Raw genomic sequence first — 22,402 nt, 5'->3', positions numbered from 1 at the left:
TTTTAAACTACATCACCCACCATTGGTAAAGTGACCAATAGAGAATATTGGCGACAATAGCCAACGCAGATAGGCTAGTCAGAATCGTCAGGAAGAGGCGGCCTTTCCCGAGACCTTTTCGAGCCTTGCTAAAGAGCGGATAAACCGCACATCCTGCTAAGAACAATCCCAAACCAGCAAAGACCATATAACGCCACTGAGCGATGATACTGAGATCCGTAGTGCTTGAACTAAGCAGGAGCAAGAGTAAATTTCCAGCTGAGACCACTACTCCTGCAGCTGTCAAGATGTGCCACCATTTCCAAGCTCGATTTTGCTTGCTTTTCACCTTGCCAAAGACCAGTCGATAAAGGACTAGCACAAGCCGAACAAGTAGATTACCCAAAGCATAAACGACACTAAGACAAGCCAGAGCGTTCAACCCAAACTTAGTCCAGATTTCCCAGTCAGGGACTTTCTCAAAATCACTGACCATAGTAGCGATTCGCGTTTTGCCATTTCCACTTTTATAAATAGTCCAAAACGAACGATCCATTCGCTCCGAAGACGGCTTCTTCATATGAAGCAAATTACCTGGAAAGAGCTGATACAAAGAAAGCGGACCTTGGTTAAAATTCCGAAGGATTTGATAGTAGCCAGGTTCGAACTTTTTCTGAGTCTCTGCACTGGCTGTCGGACGTTTTCCGAAAATCAATTCTGGCATGCCATCATTATAAATTTCTTCCACGCCTTGATTGGTCATGATCACCTGGCCGATACCATCCTTCAGATCCAGCAGGAGATAGCTGGAAAAACCATTTGTATTTCCTCCGTGCCCTAGCACTGTAACGCCAAATTTACTAGCCCAGAAGCCATGAGCATTACGAACGATGTCTGTATTAGGATAGGTTGCTGTCGTTGAATAAAGAGTCGTCCAAGTCTCCGACCGAGTAAAGAGACTTTTACGACTTAGCAGGGCCTGAGCAAATTTTTGAAAATCACTCAATGTTCCTGTTGCCCGACCAATAGGATACAGTCCGACTTCATAAAGTGCATCGCCTAACAGGCTGCCATCTGTCGCATATCCTTTTACTTCCTTGCGCTTGGCTTGGACATAAGCATTGTCAGACAAGTCTTGAGCTATAGCCGTTCTCTCCATGTCCAGAGGCTGGAAGATATGCTCATGAACATAATCAACAAAGAATTGCCCAGAAATTCGCTCCACAATATAGGCTGCTAACCCCGTACTGTAGTTGGAATAAGCTGTCGTTGTTCCCGGCTCAAAGGACTGAGCGGGCTGATATTGGAGCAGCAAATCCTCTAAACTCTTGCCCCCTTGCATATAGAGAGGGGCTTCATCAAAACCTGACTGATGGTTCATCAAATCTAGCATAGTAATGGGCATGTTATAGCGGAGATTTCTAAGAAAGCCTTCTGGCAGATAGGTGCGAATATCTTCTTCTAGGTTAATCTTCCCTTGCTCCCAGAGCTGCATAACAGAGACCCAGACAGTCAGCTTAGTCACGGAGCCCCATTCAAAAACGCTGTCATCATCGGCTTTGATTCCCTTTTCCTTATCCATATAGCCGAAGTTTCCTTGATAGATAGTGCCGTCTTTGTCAAAGACAGCTGTCGCCATGCCGGCTGTTGTCTTTTCGTGCTCTTTGACATAGTCTTGAATCTTCTGACCAATTTGGCTGCGCTCTGTGCCCGAAGGCAGCTTCTGCTCTTCAGCTAGCGCAGTGACTGGGCGAAAAAGCCCCAATGTTAAAATAGTTAAAAGTGTGAGAATAAATGTTTTTTTCATGCGATTCTCCTTTACAGAATTATGCAGGCCAAGCCCGCCTTCCCAAAGGAAGACAGGCAACTTATCACATCACCCACCACTGGTAAAGCGACCAGTAGAGAATATTGGCTACGATAGCGAGTGCAGATAGACTAGTCAGAACTGTCAGGAAGAGGCGGCCTTTTCCGAGCCCCTTTCGAGTCTTTCTAAAGAGCGGATAAACCGCACATCCTGCTAAGAACAGTCCCAGTCCTGCAAAGACCATATAGCGCCAAGATTGAACAATTGAGTAGTCCTGATTCATGGCAGCCAGTAAAAGCAGAATGAGATTACCAGCAAACAGCAGCATCCCTAGAGAAGTCAGGCAATTCCAGACCTTCCAAGAGCGAGGAGCCGAACTTTTTGCTTTACGCAGAATGAGACGGAAACTGCCAATCAGAAAACTAATCAAGACATTTCCCAGAGCAAACACGAGTGCCAGACCTCCGAGAAACACGACTAGATAATGTCTAAAGAGAACTGAATCGGAAATCCTTTCTGCATTAAGGACACCGAATTCGAGGCGGTCAGCACCTTGGCTTCGGTCAATAGTCCAGAAAGTGCTCAGCAGATCCGGCTGATCTGAGACTTTGTTAATCTTTTGGATGGCCCCGGGAATCATGAGCATGAAGGACAGTGGCCCCCTATTATAGCTTCTCAGATAGTGGTAAGAGCCAGGCTTGAATTGCTTTTTAGTAGCTTCGCTGACAGTCTGCATCTTGCCAAATATCAGCTCCGGCATTTGAACATTGTAAACTTGTTCATATAGTTGGTTGGTTAAGATGACTTGGCCGATGCCATTTTTCAGATCCAAGTAAAGATAGCTAGAAAAGCCATCAGCATTACCACTGTGTCCCAGCAAGGTAACACCGTAGTGACTGGCCCAAAAGCCATGAGCATTACGAACAATATCCGTACCAGGGTGGGTAGAGGTTGTTGAGTAAAGCTCGGCCCAAGTTTCTGGACGATGAAAGAGCGTCTTACGTTCCAGCAAGGCCTGGGCGAATTTCTGTAGGTCTCCTAGAGTCCCCACAGCCCCTCCGACTGGGTACATCCAGAGCTTAAATGGTGTATCACCCAAGAGCTTACCTTGGTCATCATAGCCCTTGTCTTCCTTGCGCTTTTCCTGTACATAAGCGTTGTCCGATAAGTCAGGCAAGATAGCAGTCCGATCCATGTCCAGCGGCTCAAAAACATGCTCATGGACATAGTCTGCATACTTCTGCCCAGATATCCGCTCCACGATATAAGAGGCCAAAGCCGTGCTGAAGTTAGAGTATGATGTCGTCGTACCCGGCTCAAAGGACTGAATAGGCTGGTAATCGCGGAACTGCTCTTCCAAGTCGCTCTTATCTCCCTTTTTGTAGAGTGGCATTTCATCAAAGCCAGCCTGATGGTTCATCAGATCCAGCATGGTGATAGGCTTATCGTAGCGAAGATTGCGGAGAAATCCTTCTGGCAGATAAGTTTTGATGTCTGCTTCCAGGTCGATTTTGCCCTCTTCCCAGAGCTGCATGACCGACACCCAGACCGTCAGCTTAGTGATTGAAGCCCATTCAAAAACACTGTCATCGTCAACTTTGACTTTGTTTTCCTTGTCCACATAGCCAAAATTTCCCTTGTAGATGGTTCCGTTTTTATCAAAGACTGCTGTTGCCATACCGGCCGTTGTCTTTTCATGTTCCTTGACAAAGTCTTGGATTTTTTGACCGATTTTGTCGCGGTCCGTACCAGACGGAAGCTTCTGCGAGTCAGCTAAAGCAGCGCTCGGTCGGAAGATTCCTAGCGTCAAAATGGTTAAAAGAATGATTAGAATAGATTTTTTCATAGCATTTCCTTTCTGTTCAACTCAAAGATTCACATAAGCTAAGTTCAGATAATTGGTGCAGTCTCCTTTTAATTTTAGAATTAGGCTATTCTTATTTTTTAATCATGCGTTTTTCTCTTCCTTATCCGCCCGATACCAGAGATAAATACTGTAAAGGGTCAGAATGCCCAAGCCGCCAAGGTAAAAGAGGGAGTTAACCTGAGAGAAATCAAACTTATCAGCTAGGTTGATGCCGACAAAAGTTTCTATCAGAATATCTAGCAGGGCGTGGAAAATCATACAGGCAAGGACAGATTTCGTCTTCTTATGCAGTGCAGCAAACCAGATGGACTGGACTATACTTACAATGATAAAGACTAGAAAGGGATCCTGACTTCGATCATAAAAGCGGTCATAAAACCAGAGAGGAATATGCCAGCAAGCCCAAGCTAGTCCGGTTATCGAGGAGGCGATAAACATAGAGAACTTCTTTTCCAAAGCCGGCTGCAGAAAGCCTCGTCAGCCAGGCTCTTCCATGCCACCAGCCAAGGTCATAAGGTAGATAAAGGATCCAATAAATGAAAGCAGAGCCCCGTCTACCAGCTTGCCTCCGGAAGCTAATGCAAAAGTCACAGCCAGACCTCCACTGAAGAGTAGGAGATAGAGCCAAGTCCCTTTCTTGCTTGAGAAGATAAAGGAACAAATGGCTTTGAAGCCTTTTATTTTCAGCACTATTAGGCTTGCTATCACCGGTCCGAACATACTGAGACTCGTTAGGAGGCCTTCCAGAGCCAGATAGAGTATAGGTGGATTTTCTGGCCAGAGATTTTTGAGAATGATAGCTAGAAACATAAATCCCCAAGTCCAGCCGAAGTTCCAGGCCAAGAACGGCCAGACTAGTTTTGGTTGTGGTTCTATTCTTGTTTCATTAGTCATAGAATTTTCTCCTTTAAATGGTTTGATTTTTGTACTCTGATAAGGTCATTGATTTTTTCGCCTCCTTATCCGCCAGATACCAGAGATTAAAACTGTAAAGGGTCAAAATGCCCACCACTGGTAGAGCGACCAATAAAGAATGTTAGCTACGATAGCGAGAGCAGATAGACTCGTCATGATTGTCAATAAGAGCCGACCTTTTCCGAGACCCTTTCGAGCCTTACTCAAGAACGGATAGATGGCACATCCTGCTAAGATTAAACCTAGAACTGCAAAGACTATATAAGGCCATATGCTATAGGGGTAACTACGATTACTTGCTAGAAAAGCTGCAACAAGGCCATAGAAATTTAAAACCACTCCTACTGCAGCTAAAGAGGTCAGATAAGTCCAAATCCGAAGTTTCTTAGGTGTTTTAGGCTGGCCTTTTTTGAATACCAAGCGGAAGAGATCTAGTCCGCCCCGTGCCAAAAAGAGAATGATACTGAAAACAATTCCGACTGCCGCTGCAATAAGCATGGTCCAGTCTGCCAAAATTTCGCTATCCTTGACTCTGAAATAACTTTCATAAGGAGTTGTCACCTTGACCTTATCTCCGCTGCCACTGACTACTGAAAAATCCTGACTCAAAAGTGGATTGTCCTCGGATTTCTTGACAAAACGAGTATAAAGGAATAAGCTTCTAGAGATAGACATAGGACCACTGGCAAAGTAGCGAGCAGATCGGTAATTTCCAGACTGGAATTTGTCAAAGGTGGCTGAGTCCGTCTTTTTCTTAGGTCCAAAGACCAAAGCCGGCATCTCATGGTTGTAGACGATTTCGTGTTCTTGATTCGTCATGATAGTCATACCGATGCCATTTTTCAAGTCTAGCAGGATGAAAGAGGAATACCCCAAGGTATTACCGCTATGGCCGACAACAGTCATGCCAAACTCTGTAGCCCAGAAACCGTGCATATTGAGCGGCAGCTCTGTCCCTGGATAGGTCGAGGTCACTGTGTATAGGGTCGCCCAAGTCTCAGCTCGCTGGAAGAGCTTCTCTTTCTTCAAAAGCGCTTGGGCAAACTTCTGAAAGTCAGCCATAGTAGAGGCAGCATTTCCCATTGGATAGAGCGCTGAGTATAAATAGGCAGTCCCCTTCGAAGTCTGACCATCTGCACTATAGGACAAGGCCTCCATTCGCTTCTTATAAACCTTAAGATTATCCTTCAAATCTGAAGACATAGCTGTATCATTCATCTCTAATGGCTGAAAGATATGCTCATGGACATAGGCAGAGAAGTCCTGTCCGGAGATTCGCTCGACGATATAGCTCGCCAAACCGGCAGAGAAGTTTGAGTAGCTAGTCATGGTGCCGGGTTCGTAGGACTGGGTTGGCTGATTAGTGGCTAAGCTTTCCTCAATTGTCAATCCTGTCTCTTCCTTATAGCCCTGAATTGACTCGCTAAATCCCGCCTGATGGTTCATGAGATCAATCATAGTGATCGGCTTGTCATAGCGAAGGTTTTTTAAAAATCCCTCTGGCAGATAGGTGCGGATGTCTTCCTCTAGGTCAATCTTTCCCTCTTCCCAGAGCTGCATGACCGACACCCAGACCGTCAGCTTAGTGATTGAAGCCCATTCAAAAACACTGTCATCGTCAACTTTGACTTTGTTTTCCTTATCCACATATCCAAAGTTTCCCTTGTAGATGGTCCCGTTTTTATCAAAGACAGCGGTCGTCATTCCGACAGTTGTCTTTTCATGTTCCTTGACAAAACTTTCGATTTTTTGACCGATTTGGCTGCGCTCCGTGCCAGAAGGGAGCTTCTGCGAGTCAGCTAAAACAGCGCTCGGTCGGAAGATTCCTAGCGTCAAAATGGTTAAAAGAATGATTAAAATAGATTTTTTCATGAGAGACTCCTTTGTGCAATGGAGCTGCGCTTATTACAGACCCCACCACTGATAAAGTGACCAGTAGAGAATATTGACAACGATAGCTAGAGCTGACAGACTAGTCAAGACAGTCAGGTAGAGTCGGCTCTTACTCAGCCCTTTTCTTGCCTTGGTCAGAAGTGGGAAGACTGCACAGCCAGCCAGAATCAATCCCAGACTGGCAAAGACAATATAGCGCCAGCTAGCTAGAAAGCTCAGATCGTCGGTAGCAAATGTGTTAAAGAGGAGGAGGAAGTTTATAGCCACACCTACTCCAGCTAAAGAAGTTAGGTAAGTCCAGATACGAAGAGGTTTTGGTGTTTTAGATTGAGCTTTTTTGAAGACCAAGCGGAAGAGATCCAGTCCGCCCCGTGCCAAAAAGAGAATGATACTGAAAACAATTCCGACTGCCGCTGAAATAAGCAAGGACCAGTCTTTCAGAATCTCGCTATCCTTGACTCTGAAGTTATCGCCATAGGAAGCTGTTACCTTAGTCTCGTCTCCACTACCGCTGACTACTGAAAAATTCTGGGTCAAAAGCGGATTGTCCTTGGATTTCTTCACAAACTGAGTGTAAAGTAAGATTCTGGAGATAGACATAGGACCACTGGCAAAGGAGCGAGCAGATCGGTAATTGCCAGACTGGAATTTGTCAAAGGTGGCTGAGTCCGTCTTTTTCTTAGGTCCAAAAACCAAGGCTGGCATTTCATAGTTATAAACCAACTCATGATCTTGATTCGTCATAACGGACATACCTATACCATTTTTCAAGTCCAGCAGAATATAAGATGAATAGCCAATCGAGTTTCCGCCATGGCCAACAAGCGTCGTACCGTACTCCCGTGTCCAAAAACCGTGCATATTGAGCGGCATGTCCGTTCCTGGATAATTCGAGGTTGCTGTGTAGAGAGTTGTCCAAGTCTCAGCATGCTTGAAAAGCTTTTCTTTCTTCAAAAGCGCTTGGGCAAACTTCTGGAAGTCAGCCAAAGTGGAAACGGCATTCCCCGCTGGGTAAAGCCCAAGATGGAAATAGCTAGTGCCCATAGATGTCTGACCGTCCGCCCGATAAGAGATTTGCTCCATCCGCTTCTGGTAAATCTTTGGATTTTCCTTAAAGTCGGCTGATAGAGCAGTGTCTTTCATCCCTAGTGGTTGAAAAATATGCTCATGGACATAGGCCGAGAAGTCCTGACCGGAGATTCTCTCAACGATATAGGCTGCCAGACTAGCTGAAAAGTTCGAGTAGGCTGTCATGGTGCCTGGTTCGTAAGACTGTTCTGGCTGATTAACTGCCAGAATCTCCTCAATAGACAAGCCCTTATCTTCCTTGTAGGCGTGGGTAGACTCGCCAAAGCCGGCCTGATGGTTCATGAGGTCTGTCATAGTGACGGGATTGTCGTAGCGCAAAGTCTTCATAAATCCCTCTGGCAGATAGATGCGAATGTCTTCGTTAAGGTCAATCTTGCCCTCTTCCCAGAGCTGCATGACGGAGACCCAGATAGCTAGTTTCCCGACTGACCCCCATTCAAAGACGCTGTTGTCGTCGGCTTTAATGCCTTTTTCCTTGTTCATATATCCAAAACTGCCTTGGTAAATAGTCCCGTCCTTGTCAAAAACGGTTGTTGCCATACCGGCTGTTGTCTTTTCATTTTCCTTGACAAAGTCTTGGATTTTCTGACCGATTTGGCTGCGCTCCGTGCCAGACGGCAACTTCTGATCCTCAGCCAAGGCGGTAACTGGCCGGAAGAGTCCTAGAGTTATAATCGTTAGAAGCGTTAGAATAAATGATTTTTTCATGATATTTCCTTTCTATTTAGCTTCAACAATCGCATAGGCGATACTTCTGTATACCATTCGGATAAAAATTCTTAACATAGCTTTCTCCTTTCTTAATCAATGATTTGCATCATCTAATCAAAGGTCGCTGCTTCTACAGCCACCCTTGTCGCTTCATCTTTATTGACATAATCCTGAATTTTTTGGCTAATCTCAATGGCCGCCGTGTTAGACTTCAAAGATTGCTCTATCGTCTTAGCTTGAGGCGTTTTTACAAGTCCCAAGCTTAGGACTGTCAAAAGCCAGAGAAATAAAGTTTTTGGCATGGTTTCTTACTCCTTAGATACAATTTAAAATGACGACTGGAATCTATCCCATTCCAGCTCTTCTTATCTTTTACAAATTTTAGGCCTATTTGTATAATCATTTTATATATATAATTTTTATATACAAGACGATTATATATAATTTTCTGGTATATGTCAAATTTTTATATAATTAAAAAATTATATATCAAAATCAGCTTAAAAGCCTTGAAATCAATATTCTTAGAGAGTTTATAAAAATTAGCTCCAAAATCTTTTAAAAAATTTTTATTTATTTGAAAGCGCTTGACGTATCTGCTATCTTTTGTTAGACTTAAGACAGAACTATTTCGGAGGTACACGGAGACATGAAAAATTAAGTCTATTTTTTAAAGGAAACTTTATTTAGTAGATTTTGTCATGTTTCTGCATATCCGCGGGATGTTCATTTTTTGTGCTTTCTAGCTTCTATTTGCTTATCTTTAGATTAATCCTGTCGCTCCTATGACAGTGTAAGCTGGAAGCCTATAGACGAATAATCCCACTTTGACACTCCTGTGTCTGCTTTGTGCAACTAAAAACAGCTCTGCTAAATAAAGCAGGGCTGTATTTTGTGTTATAAAACGAAGGAGACATCTATGCTTCAAATAAGAAATCTAACGATCACCCACCTAAAAGACCTGAAGGAGTTAGTCAAAGATTTGTCACTTACTGTCAATCAAGGAGACAAGGTCGCTATTATCGGTGAGGAGGGCAATGGCAAGTCCACCCTACTCAAGCTCCTGCTAGACGAGCGACTGGTCAGCTCCTATGTCAGCTACAGCGGACAGATTGATAAGTCCTATACTGCTGCTGTCTACTTACCCCAGCAGCTACCTTCAGAGGATGCCCAACTGACGCTCAATGACTATTTCTTTGCTGATTTTGAGACAGAGCTGGACTATGCCAAGCTCTACCGCTATGCTGGAGAGCTCAACTTTGACAGCCAGCGTTTTGCCAGTCAGCAGCTGCTCTCTAGCCTATCTGGAGGAGAAAAGCTTAAAGTCCAGCTTATCAAGAAACTAGCCAGCGATTGGGACATTCTCTTTCTTGATGAGCCCTCTAATGACCTTGATCTCGAAACTCTGACATGGCTGGAAAACTTTATCAGCCACAGCCAGAGAACGATCCTTTTCGTCTCTCACGACGAGCACTTTCTCGCTCAAGCTGCGACCAAGATTGTTCATCTGGAGCGAATCAAAAAGAAGCAGGAGGCTAGAACCAGTGTCAAGAGTCTGGACTATGAAAATTACCGCCATCAACGTCAGGAATCCTTTGAAAAACAAGGTCAATTGGCACGGAAAGAGCGGGAAGAACACGCCAAGACCATGGAAAAACACCGACGGGTTAAGCAGAGTGTGGAGCATACTTTACGAAACACCCATGACGCTACTGCAGGTCGACTGGTAGCCAAGAAGATGAAAAACGTCCTCTCGCAGGGCAAACGATTTGAAAAGGCAGGCGCTGAAATGACCGAAATTCCGACACAGGAAGATGTCATCAGCCTTCACTTCTCAGACATAGAAGCTCTGCCATTGACCAAAAGAATCCTGAAATTAGAAGGAATGAAACTGGAAACAAACGAGCGACAACTGGCGGAGAACCTGACTCTGGAGGTCTGCGGCCAGGAAAAAATCGGACTGATTGGTGCTAATGGTGCAGGCAAGTCTACTCTGCTTAAAGAAATATGGAAGATTCTGCGTGAGCGGACAGATATGCAGGTCGGCTACATGCCCCAGCATTATGGCGACTTGCTAAATGATGAGAGCAGTCCTTTGGACTTTCTGGCTCCCTCTGGCGACAAGGCCCATGAAGAGAAAATCCTGACTCATCTAGCCAGTCTCCAGTTCACGCGCGACGAGGCCCGCCACCCGATCGGGCAGCTTTCCGGCGGTCAAAAAGCCAAGTTCCTCCTGCTCAAACTAGTCCTAGACTGTCCCAATGTCCTCCTTCTGGACGAGCCAACCCGCAACTTCTCTCCCACCTCTCAGCCTCAGGTTCGCCAGCTTTTGGCGACCTATCCTGGCGCCATCATCGCTGTCTCCCACGATCGAATCTTTCTCAAAGAAGTCTGCCAGAAGATTTATCGACTTACGGAGGAGGGATTGGAAGAAGTTGAACTATAAGCAAAAAGAGTTGGAAATTCCAACTCTTTTAGTTTCATTTAGCATCAATCTTTGAACTTTAATAAAGCTCCCCTTCTACTCCTGCGCCGTCTGCATTTGGTAATAAACGCCTCTGGCTGCCATGAGCTCCTGATGATTCCCATGTTCGACGATATCACCGTCTACCATGACGAGGATGATGTCAGCATTTTGAATAGTGGACAGACGGTGGGCGATGATAAAGCTAGTACGCCCCACCATGAGCTTGCTGAAAGCCTCCTGAATCAAGACTTCTGTCCGGGTATCGATGGAGGAAGTCGCCTCATCCAAGATTAGGATTTTAGGAACAGCAAGGAAGACACGTGCAATGGTCAAGAGCTGCCGCTGACCTTGAGACAAGGAGTCCCCTGCATCCGCCAGATAGGTGTCATAGCCCTGAGGCAGTTGCTGGATAAAGAAATGAGCATTGGCCGCCTTGGCAGCTGCAATGACCTCTTCTCGGCTGGCATCTGGCCGGCCAAAAGCTATGTTGTCATGAATGGTCGCCGTCTTGAGCCAAGTCTCCTGCAGTACCATGCCAAACTGCTGACGATAAGAAGCTCTGGTGTAATGACTGATGGGAACATCGTCTAGCGAAATAAGACCACTGTCAACATTGTAAAAGCGCATGAGGAGATTGATCAAGGTAGACTTGCCAGCACCAGTTGGCCCGACAATTGCGACCTTGCTAGCTGCTGGAATCCTTATATTCAAATCCTGAATCAGCTCTTTTCCAGGCTCATAGCCAAAAGCCACATGCTCAAAGCTAATCTGTCCTCTGACATCTTCCGACTGGAGGATTTCCTGACCAGACTCTGCTATTTCTTCTTGGTCCAAAACGCTGTAAATTCGCTCCGCACAAGCTAAAGCGCTCTGCAATTCCGACATGACTGACGATATATCGTTGAAAGGCTTGGTGTACTGGTTGACGTAGTTGAGAAAAGTTACCAGCTGCCCAACCGTAAAACCTGTTCCCTGAATGATTCGGACAGCCCCAAAGCATACAATCAAAGCATAAATCAGGGCATTGATAAAACGAGTCGAAGGATTGACCGTCGAAGAATAGAAAATAGCCGCCTGAGAATAATCTGCATAAGTTTGATTACTGCGAGTAAAAGCTTTGTCAAACTGCTCCTGAGCATTAAAAGCCTGTATCAGACTTTCCTGGGTCAGGCTTTCCTCAATCAGTTGGGTCTGTGCCCCCCTCGCCTGCGTCTGACGTTGGAAAAAGCTAAAACTCTTTCTAGCAATAAAGCGAGCTAAGAAGAGAGAAAGAGGCGTCAAAAGCAGAACCAAAAGCAGGAGAAAAAAGTCCAATCTGGCCATACTAATGATAGTCACTAAAATTGTTAGCAAACCCACAAAAAACTGATTAAAAACCATAAGCAAGCCATTGCTGAGCTGCTCCAAGTCCGTCGTCACCCGACTAACCAAGTCGCCAGTTCCCTGCCGATCCAGATAGGCCAAAGGCAGATAGTGCACTTTCTTGATGACGCCTTGACGAAGCTGCTGGCTATAGCGATAGACCAGCTGATTATAGAGTAAGGGATTGAGCCATTGAATCAGCGTATTGGCTAAGATGACCAACAGCATCTGCCCCAAAATCGGCATCAAATGCTGCTCCGCATGAGGGAGAAGAACGCTATCAACCGCATTCCCGATTAAAACTGGAAGAAGAACAGTCAGAGCCACTTGAGCCACCGTTCCCAGACTAGCTAGAAGAAAGAGCCAGCGCGCCTGCAGCAAATCTCGAGTCAAACGCCTCAAGCTGCTAGGTGATGTCTTATGCTTCATGGTTTCCCTCCTCTCCTTGACTATGCTGTGAGTGATGAATTTCTCGGTAAATAGCAGAGCTAGCTAAGAGTTCCTCATGGCGACCAAGAGCCACCTGTTCTCCCTTATCTAGGACTAAAATTTGATCCGCTGAGCGCAAGCTATTGGTCCGCTGAGAAATCAAGACCAGACTGGTCTCTGTCAATTCATTCTTAATAGCCTGCAAGAGTCTAGCCTCTGTCAGATAGTCCAGAGCTGAGGTCGCATCATCTAAAACCAAGAAAGGTGCCCTCCGCAAGACAGCTCTTGCAATGGTTAAACGCTGACGCTGACCGCCAGAAAAATTCCGGCCAAAGGCCTCTACAGTCGCATCCAAGCCCCCTTCCTTCTGAGAGACAAAGTCTGCCGCCTGAGCAATCTCTAAAGCCTGCCACAAGTCTGCGTCTGTTGGATTGGTTGACAGTCCTAAAGTCAGATTGGATCGAACAGTTCCTTGAAAAAGCTCCGCCTTCTGAGGCACCAGACTAATCCAAGACCTCCATTCTCTGAGATTTTTAGGACTGCGTCCTTGAGAAAAGATGGTCAACTGACCAGCAGCAACTGGATAGAGATGAGCCAGCAGCTGAACCAGAGTAGACTTACCTGAACCTGTCCCGCCAATAACACCTAAAGTCTGACCTCTTTTCAAATCAAAAGTCAGACCAGTCAAGGCTGGACTAGCTGCATTTGGATAGGAAAAGCTGACCTGCTGGACTTTAATAGCTTGATTCGGCAGAGATGTTTCCTGCACTAATTCCTGCAAGATATCTTCTTCTGCTTGCTCGAAGACCTGATTGATGCGCCCTGCACTGATATAGCTTTGATTGAGAGAATTGACCAGCATAGCCAGCTTGAGCAATTCCACCAAAATTTGCAATAAATAATTAACCAAGGCCACTAGCATCCCCTGGGTCAACAATCCCTTGCCAATAAAAGCATTCCCCTGCCAAATCACAGCAATCAGAGTACCATTGACCGTAAGAAAGGTCAGAGGACTAATCAGACTAGCCAAAGCTCCTGTTCTGATTTGCCAGGTTTTATAGAGCTCGTTGCGATTGCGAAAGGTCTCAACTTCGCGCTGGGTCTGACCGAAAGCGCGTATAACCCGCATGCCCTGCAGTTGCTCACGCGTCAGATTGACCAACTGGTCTGTCAGTTGACGAATCTTAGCATATAGAGGATTCATCAGACGAGACATGAAAACGATAATAGCCGTTAAAATTGCCACCATGAGCAAGAACCACAAGGTAATGACCGGACTGATAGTAAAGGCCATGATGATGGAGCCAAAAACGATGATAGGCGCCCGCAGAAAGAGACGAAGAAATTGATTGATGCCCGTCTGGATCTGATAGGTGTCGCTCGTCAGCCGAGTCACCAAGCTAGAAGTCGTCAGCTCATCCCGACTAGCCTTGGGCAAACGCAGGATCTTTTGATAGAGGTCGCTTGTCATCTGACGAGTAAAGCCCACTGCCGCCTTTGACGAATAATACTGGGCCACCACTGCTACTACCACGCCCAGCGCAGCCAAGCCCATCAAAAGAAAAACCATCCAGTAGAGATGGGAGCTGTCGTGTCTAGGAATGGTCTCGTCCACAATTCCCGCAATCAAAAGCGGAACTAAGAGTTCAAAACTGGCCTCCAAGAGCTTGAACAAGGGTCCCAGCAAAGACTCTCTGATATAGCCCTTGAAATATTTCAATAAATCTTTCATACTGCCTACTTCTCCATTAAACTGTATATATTTTACCATAATTTTCAAATGGTAAAAAATATTCTCCTTCTGACCAGCAGAAAGAGAATATTATATTAGATTTCTTGTAAGTTCTGGCTTATTTTCTTTAGACTCATATACAAAAGTGGCGTTACGGCTAATAAGAAGCCGCCCAAAGCTATAAAAGTCCAGTCAAAGCCAAAGTGATCGATCAACCAGCCTGTCACAGGGAAAATGACAATCATACTCAGGCTGAACATCATAGAATAGACACTAAGCATGGTCGCCCGTACTTCACTTGGCAGCTGCTTTTGCAAATCATTGTCAAAAATCGGCTGAAAGAGTGCATACAAGGCGTTGCTGATTAGATAAATCAAAATATAGATGATCGGCGTGCCAAAATAGGACATCAAGTAAGTCACTCCAGTTAGAAGGACCACTGAAGGAAAGAGTTTTAGGGCAGAATACTTCTTTCCAATCACACTCGCCAGATAGACCGCCAAGATATTCAAAGCACTGCCAATCAGCATGACTACCGAAATCTGCCAATCCTTTAAGTCAGGCAATTGATTTTGATAATAAAAATAAAACATACACATCAGTGTTCCGATGATTTGGGAAAGAATCATCCAGGTAAATAGACTGGGATTTCTTTGCAATTCCTCTTTGACAGCCCAGATAATCTTTTTCATGGTCAGACGTTCTGCTTTCTCTGCTTTGACACTTGGCTCCTTCAACATCCAAGTCAAGAAAAGAACGATGATAGAGGTCCCAATCATGATATAGTAGGTCAGATGCAATTGTCCATGGACAAAAAATCCAGCCCAGACCGTTCCCAAAGACCGGGTCGCTTCAGCCACTCCAGACATAAAACTGGAGATGGATAGGTAACGTTCCTTGAGTCCGGCTTCCACAGATGAATCATAGACCATGGCTGCACTTGTCCCTGAATCAAAATTATAGGACCAAGCACTAATCACCATAGCCAGTGCATAAACCCAAAAGTTCCCCTGCCCCGCCAACATGAGAACAGAAGACACAATCCCAGCTATCCGGCTCAGATAAAGATTGGTCTTGTAGGAAAAGCGATCCGCCAACATCCCAGAAGGAATCTCACAAATAACGCTAGTCGCATGAAAAATACTTTCCAAAAGCCCAATCTGCCAGAGGGACATACCGTTTTGACTTAGAAATAAAATCCAAAAACTAGTAATTCCCAGAAAGGCAAAAAATTCTACTCCAGCCATCAGGCCGATATTTTTCCGATAACTTCTTTTAAACATATTTTCTCCTTTAACAAGTGTTTTTTAATTTCTATCCTTTATCACTTGTTAATCTGCTGTTTACATGACTCCTACCTCTTCTTTCTCTAAAATTCTATATTTGGATTATTCATAGTTCGATGTTGAAGAGGCTGGGACAAAAGTCCTAGCCTCTCAATTGTCTTTGGATTGTCAAGCAAGACGCAGTGGTTGAGTGGGCTCTACTACGCTGATTTCATCAGCTTTTACAGCCCTACTCAACTGTGCGGAGGTGGGACGACGAAATCGAATTCTAACGAATTACCGATTTCTGTCCCACTCTCATTCGTTTTACGGTTTAATACGGTGTAGCATACGTGGGAATGGAATGGCTTCACGGATATGCTTGGTCCCTGCTACAAAGGTTACCATACGCTCGATACCGATACCAAAGCCTCCATGTGGAACAGATCCATACTTACGAAGATCCAAGTAGAATTCATATTCTGATGTATCCATACCAAGCTCTTCCATCTTAGCAACCAAAGCGTCATAATCCTCTTCACGCATAGAACCACCGATGATTTCACCGTAGCCTTCAGGTGCCAGTAGATCTGCACAAAGGACACGGTCTGGATTTCCTTCCACAGGTTTCATGTAGAAAGCCTTGATAGCTGCTGGATAGTTCACGACAAAGGTTGGTACACCAAAGTGGTTTGAAATCCATGTTTCATGTGGTGAACCGAAGTCATCACCATGTTCCAGATGCTCATAGTCCGCATCCTCATCATTTTCATGGGCTTGCAAGAGGTCAATCGCTTCATCATAGCTAACACGCTTGAAAGGCTCTGCAATATAGCGTTTCAAAAGTTCTACATCACGTTCCAGTGTTTCCAAAGCTTGAGGAGCACGGTCAAGAACACCTTGAATCAAGGCTTTAACATAAGCTTCTTGCAAGTCGAGTGACTCATCATGTGTCAAGTATGAATACTCTGCATCCATCATCCAGAACTCAGTCAAATGACGACGGGTTTTTGATTTTTCGGCACGGAATACAGGACCAAAGTCAAAGACACGACCAAGAGCCATAGCACCTGCTTCCAGATAAAGCTGACCAGATTGGCTCAAGTAAGCTGGAGTTCCGAAGTAGTCTGTTTCAAAGAGCTCAGTTGAGTCTTCTGCTGCATTTCCTGACAAGATTGGGCTGTCAAACTTCATAAAGCCATTCTTGTCAAAGAATTCATAGGTAGCATAGATTATGGCATTGCGGATTTGCATCATTGCCACTTGCTTACGAGAACGCAGCCACAAGTGACGGTTGTCCATGAGGAAGTCCGTCCCATGTTCTTTGGGAGTGATTGGATAGTCATTTGACTCACCGATGATTTCGATATCGGTGATGTCCAGCTCATAGCCAAATTTTGAGCGCTCGTCTTCCTTGACAATCCCTGTCACATAGACAGAAGTTTCTTGGCTAAGCTTTTTAATCGTATCAAACTTCGCCAATCCTTCTTCTTCGCCAAATTTCTCGATGAAGTTAGGCTTAAAAGCTACCCCTTGGAAAAAGGCAGAACCATCACGCAGCTGCAAGAAAGCAATCTTACCCTTACCTGACTTATTGGCAACCCAAGCACCGATGGTCACTTCTTGACCAACATAATTTTTCACATCAATAATTGTTACGATTTTCTTTGACACGTTTTTTCTCTTTTCTATTTTTTATTCTTTATGACAGACTGCCTCGACATTATTACCATCTGGATCCAAGACAAAGGCTGCATAATAAGGCTGGTGATATTGGGGACGAATGCCTGGGGCGCCATTATCTTTGCCACCCGCTGCAAGGCCAGCTTGATAAAAAGCATCCACCTGCTCCCTAGTCTCTGCACGAAAGGCAAAATGAGACGCATCTGATTGCCCCTGACTTAACCAAAAATCTCCAGCTGGAACTGTCCGAGGTTCTGCAAAACTTACTGCCTGAGGAATTTCAAAGGCAATCTTGTAGCCCAATGGCTCTAAAGCTTGCTGATAAAAGAGCTTGCTGGCTTCCAAATCCTTGACTTTAATACCAAAATGATCAATCATATCTGCCTCCTAGATTGGTTGCTAAATGTCACTTTATTTCAAGACAAATCTTTTGGACATCTGTTCTATATTTTACCATAAAGCGATTGCAATAGCTATCCTTGAAGAGTCTAAATCTCAGAAAAATTAAAAAACCAGCCTCATAAAGGCTGGCGGATAACTCTCTCTGAATAAGAGGACTAATTTTTTGTTCCATATAACAGTCGATCAACCATGTCATCATCATAGTTCAAGACTTTTTTCAAAGCCATCTTAAAACGCTGATCGCTGAGAATCTGACCTCCTGGACTCTGGTCAATCGTCGCATAATTCCCCTCCCCATCCTGAGTAAAGGCTACAGTCAGCTCTTGGTCAGGGTCTTCACAAACATCTCTCTGTGGATCTTTTGAACTGGTAGACGGTCGAAAGTCCATTCTTTGAAGACGAAACGACAGTTCTTTATGAAAAGCCGCAATGTCTTTCTGACGATTGGCCACTGGCTCATGTTTGTCCAACCAAGTCAAAACATCTTCTCTTGTAATATATATCATCTTCCCCTCCTAAACCAAATCAAAGTTCGCCCTGTAAATGACCGTATCATAGCTTGGGCTAGCTGCTGACAGAGCTGCTTGAATGATATGGAGCACGCGCTGCTGTTGACCTTCGAAAGCCACAGGCAGAAGCATATTGGAGACATTTTTGACAATCACTCCCTTAGTGAATTCCCCATCTTCATAAGAAAAATCCTGCTGATGAAAAATGGTCTTAGTCTTAAATTCAATCACTTGTCCTTGCAAGATTAGCTTATAAGTCTTCTTCCAGTTGGTTCTGCCACCAAAGCGATAAAGGACTAAATAAATCCCCAAATCATGGTCTGCGACCCAATCGCCCGTCTCAAAGACTAGCTCATCATCAATCCCAGCCTTCTTTAAAAGCTCAATCCCTTCTTCAGAAATCATCTCGTGCACGAACTTCCAACTTCCTTCCTGGGGAAGAGACGCTGTTCCCTCAGTCTCCTTCTGAGGGCTACTACTGACTTCTTTATGATGAACTCTTTTAGGGGTAAATTCCTCCTCCCAAGTCATCTCTTCTTCTATGTCACTGACAGCCCGCCTAGTCGGTAAAAAATCCAGACACTTTTCTAATAATCCCATATCCTATCTCCTCTTTATCTGTACTCCACGTGGTTTACTTCCCTTATCTTCGTATCATAATAAGGGTTAATCTGCGACAGGGCATGTTGAATCACTGTTACGATCTTGTCCTCTCGTCCTTTTAAAACCTTGGGAATCACAAGCTGGGAGATTGTTTCTGTTGATAGACCTTTTACACTTTGATCTTCCTCATTGCGAGCTGGATATCTATCGGCTCGCTCTTCTTCTAGGCGAAATTCAAGCAAGTGCCCACCGAGAATCATGGCTAAGACTTGATATTTCCCTTCACCAATACGAAATTGCTTGACGCAGAGAAAAATTCCTCTCTTCTCATCCTCTAGTAAAAATGGCAGAGCCAGTTCTTTTTCTTCAATAGAAAAATCCTCGAGAAGCTTCTTCTCTCTTTCCCCTATTTCCTTTCTGATAAAACCCATTTTATCTCCTTTTGTACAAAATAATCTTCATTCCTATTATTACTTAAGTAAAAAGACCATGAGGAACACACTGCAAGTCAATAGAATGCAGGGCTAGACCAAATGGACTTCTTTTATTATACACCGAAACACCGTCGTCTTCAACTAAATACTCCTCAAATTTTTAAGTCGTCTGGTGATTCCTATCGGAAAGTGACTTATACATAGTTAATCTAGCATTTATAGCTGCTATTTAATCAATAGGCGGATCATTCTTTACCTCTTCTTCTGTCTTCCAGTAGGTCATACTGCTCTTCTCAGTATCTACCTCCATCTTTTTATTAAGTCTAATATCAACCTTATAATAGGCACGTTTAATTAAAAACTTTTGACTGTTCTCTGCAGAACCCCAAGTTCTACAAACCATCAAAAAGCGTGCAGAGCCCTGTCCGGATATCTCCTCCTTAGTGTAAGAACCGGGGGCAGTTGGGCGTTCTAAGATTCTCATATTTAATCTCAGTTCTGGCTGATAATTGCTCAAATACCAGTCTATTCGGGCCGAGTCATTCTCATAATATTGGATACGATAGCGATGACCTTTTGCTTGCAAACTATAGCCATTGGATTCGGAAATAGTGGTCCAACCCACCTCTGAATTAAAGAAAACATAAGCTCCTAGCAAGACTAGACCGCCTAGCAAGAATAAGAAAATCAAACGACCTTTCATATTGTTCTCCTTCCACTATTGTTTAAATTCGTTAACAGCTGAATTCTAAGCGAAGCAAATTCACATTTATCCATGCTAAAGCTTACTAATTTTGACTAAAGTAAAAACGCTTCCATATCTTTCTATATTATTTTACCATTTTGTCAAACTATTTGCCAGTGCAGTTTAGGGGAACTAAAAAGGACGAACTCTGAGTCCGTCCTTATCTATTGTTTATAAATCTTTGTAGGTTATCTTTAGCAAGCAATGCCATACTGAGAGCTTTATTTAGTCTCCATAAAATGCTGCAGGCGTTGAACGGCTTCTTTGAGCGTGTCCAAGTCCGTCGCATAGCTAAGACGGACATTTTCTGGAGCACCGAAGCCTGCTCCGGTCACCAGAGCCACGCCAACTTCTTCTAAAATAGCTGTCGTAAACTCGGTCACATCTGTATAACCCTTCATCTCCATGGCTTTCTTGACATTTGGGAAGAGATAGAAGGCGCCTTGCGGCTTGACCACTTCAAATCCTGGCACTTGAGCCAAGAGAGGATAGATGGTATTGAGACGCTCTTCAAAGGCTTGACGCATAGTCTCGACCGTTTCCTGACTGCCAGTCAGAGCTTCGATAGCTGCATATTGAGCCGCTGCTGTCGGGTTAGAAGTCGTCTGACCTGCAATCTTACTCATAGCTGCTATAATCTCTGGCTCACCAACTGCATAGCCAATCCGCCAGCCTGTCATGGAGTAGCTCTTAGAGACACCATTGATGACCACTGTCTGCTTGCGAATCTCCTCTGATAGACTGGAAATTGGCGTAAATTTATTTCCGTTATAAACCAGACGTCCATAAATGTCATCTGCCAAAATCAGAATGTCATGCTCTACAGCCCAGTTCCCAATCGCCAGCAGCTCCTCTGCTGTATAAATCATACCCGTCGGATTGGACGGCGAGTTCAAAACCAAGACCTTAGTCTTGTCAGTACGAGCAGCTTCTAACTGTTCCACCGTCACCTTGAAACTATTTTCCTCAGTAGCTTGGACAAAGACAGGAGTCCCCTCGGCCATCTTAATCTGGTCCCCGTAGCTGACCCAGTAAGGCGTCGGAATGATAGCTTCATCACCTGGGTCAAGCACACTCATAAAGAAGGTGTAGAGGGAGAACTTAGCTCCGGTTGCCACCGTCACTTGATTAGGCTGGATTGTGTAGCCGTAATAGTTAGCAAAATACTCTACTACAGCTTCTTTTAGATCTGGCAGACCGCTAGTCACCGTATAAAAGCTAGCACGCCCATCCTCAATAGCTGCTACAGCCGCATCTCGGATATTCTTAGGCGTTGGAAAATCCGGCTCTCCCAGAGTCAGAGACAGAATATCCCGCCCCTGCGCTTTCAAACCTTTAGCACGCGCTGCTGTTGCCAATGTCACGCTTTCTTCCATCTTTAAGACACGATTTGATAATTTCATAGTCCCTCCTTGCTGACTAACTGTCCGCTTTCAAAACCAATCAGGTAGTAGGTGCCTCCCGACTTGACTTCCCAGATGGGCTGATCCTGAAAGTAGCCCATGGTTACCTTATCAATAGTTCCTGCTCCATTTTCCTTGGCAATGCTCTTCGCCTCAGCCTGACTGACACCTTGGTCCAATCGATAGACCCGAATCTCATTGGAATCTTTTGCAATCAATACAGCTTTTTCGACACCCTTACTTGTCTTGCCAAGCAGACTGTAGTAAGATTCCTGCCCATTGTAGATGGCAAATGAGTCAACTTTTTCAAGATCTGCGTATTCCTTGGCCAAGCGGCTGTTTGCTTCTTTAGCCGACTGCCTCGGCTGCACAGATACTTGCAAAACTGCAAAAAATGAAAAGACAAGAACGCTGAGAACGATAAAAATACCGATAAGGTACTGCCAAATTGGAAAACTGGCTTTATTTCTATTTTTATATTTCACTCCGTCATTATACTACAAATACTCCTATTTTTCTATCTTTTTTTGATGAGAATATTCGTAAAATTCTAAAGCAATATCCTTGCATATGATACTATTTGTTGGTAAAATATTGTTATGAAGATTACAGACGATTTAAGCAAAGAAACTCTGCTTGATTTGAAAACCATGATTGTCTTTCACAAGGCAGCAAGAACCATACGTGCCATTGAAGCCCAGATTTTTAAAAAGCATGATTTGACTCCTACTCAGTTTTCCGTCTTAGAAACCTTGTACAGCAAAGGGGAACTGCGTATTCAGGATCTGATTGACCGCATATTGGCAACTTCTGGCAACATGACTGTTGTCATCAAAAATATGGAACGCGACGGCTGGATTGTCCGCACCTGCGACCCAAATGACCGCCGGGCTTTTTTGATTGGTTTGACAGAACAAGGCAGAGCTAAAATTGAAGCCGCCCTGCCTGATCATATTAAAAATATTCAGCAAGCTCTTTCCATTCTCGAAGAAGACGATAAGCAAGACTTGATTCGAATTTTAAAAAATTTCAAAAAAATGAGCTAAATAATTGCTAACTAGTGATTAATGTTGTAACATATATTGTAACAAGAGAAATTTCTCTTTA

At 44.4% G+C, this 22,402-nt stretch carries 18 protein-coding genes and 1 pseudogene; 2 read left to right on the top strand and 17 right to left on the bottom strand.

The window, feature by feature from the left end:
• Positions 1-7: 7 nt before the first annotated feature.
• The 6 genes and pseudogenes from RYK49_RS02750 to RYK49_RS02725 form a co-directional block, all read right to left on the bottom strand.
• Entirely contained in the window at positions 8-1,786 is a 1,779-nt protein-coding gene (locus RYK49_RS02750; protein ID WP_314864790.1) for a serine hydrolase domain-containing protein, read from the bottom strand.
• A 64-nt stretch (positions 1,787-1,850) separates the two neighbouring features.
• Entirely contained in the window at positions 1,851-3,632 is a 1,782-nt protein-coding gene (locus RYK49_RS02745) for a serine hydrolase domain-containing protein (protein ID WP_314864788.1), read from the bottom strand.
• A gap of 102 nt (positions 3,633-3,734) precedes the next feature.
• Positions 3,735-4,547 (bottom strand): annotated as a pseudogene (locus RYK49_RS02740) (lysostaphin resistance A-like protein).
• Positions 4,548-4,649: 102 nt separating this feature from the next.
• Positions 4,650-6,440 (bottom strand): serine hydrolase domain-containing protein, encoded by a 1,791-nt coding sequence (locus tag RYK49_RS02735; RefSeq protein ID WP_314831253.1) that lies wholly within the window; start codon positions 6,438-6,440, stop codon positions 4,650-4,652.
• A 33-nt stretch (positions 6,441-6,473) separates the two neighbouring features.
• Positions 6,474-8,258: a serine hydrolase domain-containing protein gene (locus tag RYK49_RS02730; protein ID WP_314831254.1), complete on the bottom strand. Its 1,785-nt coding sequence runs from the start codon at positions 8,256-8,258 to the stop codon at positions 6,474-6,476.
• Between the two features lie 113 nt (positions 8,259-8,371).
• Positions 8,372-8,563, bottom strand: coding sequence for a hypothetical protein (locus RYK49_RS02725; protein WP_314831255.1), 192 nt, complete (start codon positions 8,561-8,563; stop codon positions 8,372-8,374).
• Positions 8,564-9,180: 617 nt separating this feature from the next.
• Here RYK49_RS02725 and RYK49_RS02720 point away from each other — a divergent pair.
• Positions 9,181-10,707, top strand: a complete 1,527-nt coding sequence (locus RYK49_RS02720; protein WP_314831256.1) for an ATP-binding cassette domain-containing protein — start codon at positions 9,181-9,183, stop codon at positions 10,705-10,707.
• A 75-nt stretch (positions 10,708-10,782) separates the two neighbouring features.
• Here RYK49_RS02720 and RYK49_RS02715 read toward each other — a convergent pair whose 3' ends face one another.
• The 11 genes from RYK49_RS02715 to RYK49_RS02665 form a co-directional block, all read right to left on the bottom strand.
• Positions 10,783-12,519, bottom strand: coding sequence for an ABC transporter ATP-binding protein (locus RYK49_RS02715; protein WP_314831257.1), 1,737 nt, complete (start codon positions 12,517-12,519; stop codon positions 10,783-10,785).
• On the bottom strand, positions 12,509-14,251 hold the full coding sequence (locus RYK49_RS02710; RefSeq protein ID WP_314831258.1) for an ABC transporter ATP-binding protein: 1,743 nt from the start codon (positions 14,249-14,251) through the stop codon (positions 12,509-12,511). Before RYK49_RS02710 ends, RYK49_RS02715 begins: the two co-directional genes overlap by 11 nt.
• Before the next feature lie 95 nt (positions 14,252-14,346).
• Positions 14,347-15,534 (bottom strand): MFS transporter, encoded by a 1,188-nt coding sequence (locus RYK49_RS02705; RefSeq protein ID WP_314831259.1) that lies wholly within the window; start codon positions 15,532-15,534, stop codon positions 14,347-14,349.
• Positions 15,535-15,843: 309 nt separating this feature from the next.
• On the bottom strand, positions 15,844-17,190 hold the full coding sequence (gene asnS, locus RYK49_RS02700; protein ID WP_314831260.1) for an asparagine--tRNA ligase: 1,347 nt from the start codon (positions 17,188-17,190) through the stop codon (positions 15,844-15,846).
• 21 nt (positions 17,191-17,211) lie between these two features.
• Complete coding sequence (locus tag RYK49_RS02695) at positions 17,212-17,577, bottom strand: VOC family protein (protein WP_314831261.1); 366 nt, start codon at positions 17,575-17,577, stop codon at positions 17,212-17,214.
• Between the two features lie 179 nt (positions 17,578-17,756).
• Positions 17,757-18,107, bottom strand: a complete 351-nt coding sequence (locus RYK49_RS02690; RefSeq protein WP_004186537.1) for a hypothetical protein — start codon at positions 18,105-18,107, stop codon at positions 17,757-17,759.
• A gap of 9 nt (positions 18,108-18,116) precedes the next feature.
• A complete protein-coding gene (locus tag RYK49_RS02685; protein ID WP_314831262.1) occupies positions 18,117-18,710 on the bottom strand; it encodes a hypothetical protein in 594 nt (197 codons plus the stop codon).
• Positions 18,711-18,724: 14 nt separating this feature from the next.
• A complete protein-coding gene (locus RYK49_RS02680) occupies positions 18,725-19,144 on the bottom strand; it encodes a hypothetical protein (protein WP_125347317.1) in 420 nt (139 codons plus the stop codon).
• Between the two features lie 232 nt (positions 19,145-19,376).
• Positions 19,377-19,850, bottom strand: coding sequence for a hypothetical protein (locus tag RYK49_RS02675; protein ID WP_314831263.1), 474 nt, complete (start codon positions 19,848-19,850; stop codon positions 19,377-19,379).
• A 263-nt stretch (positions 19,851-20,113) separates the two neighbouring features.
• Entirely contained in the window at positions 20,114-21,295 is a 1,182-nt protein-coding gene (locus tag RYK49_RS02670) for a pyridoxal phosphate-dependent aminotransferase (protein ID WP_314831264.1), read from the bottom strand.
• Positions 21,292-21,780: a DUF5590 domain-containing protein gene (locus tag RYK49_RS02665; protein WP_314831265.1), complete on the bottom strand. Its 489-nt coding sequence runs from the start codon at positions 21,778-21,780 to the stop codon at positions 21,292-21,294. Before RYK49_RS02665 ends, RYK49_RS02670 begins: the two co-directional genes overlap by 4 nt.
• 114 nt (positions 21,781-21,894) lie before the next feature.
• On the opposite strand from RYK49_RS02665, the gene RYK49_RS02660 reads away from it, so the two are divergent.
• Positions 21,895-22,341, top strand: a complete 447-nt coding sequence (locus tag RYK49_RS02660; RefSeq protein ID WP_002930817.1) for a MarR family winged helix-turn-helix transcriptional regulator — start codon at positions 21,895-21,897, stop codon at positions 22,339-22,341.
• Positions 22,342-22,402 lie beyond the last annotated feature (61 nt).

Source organism: uncultured Streptococcus sp. (assembly GCF_963525625.1).
Taxonomy (GTDB): domain Bacteria; phylum Bacillota; class Bacilli; order Lactobacillales; family Streptococcaceae; genus Streptococcus.
The sequence above is the reverse complement of the archived record's forward strand: the minus strand, read 5'-3'. Positions and strand labels throughout refer to the sequence as shown.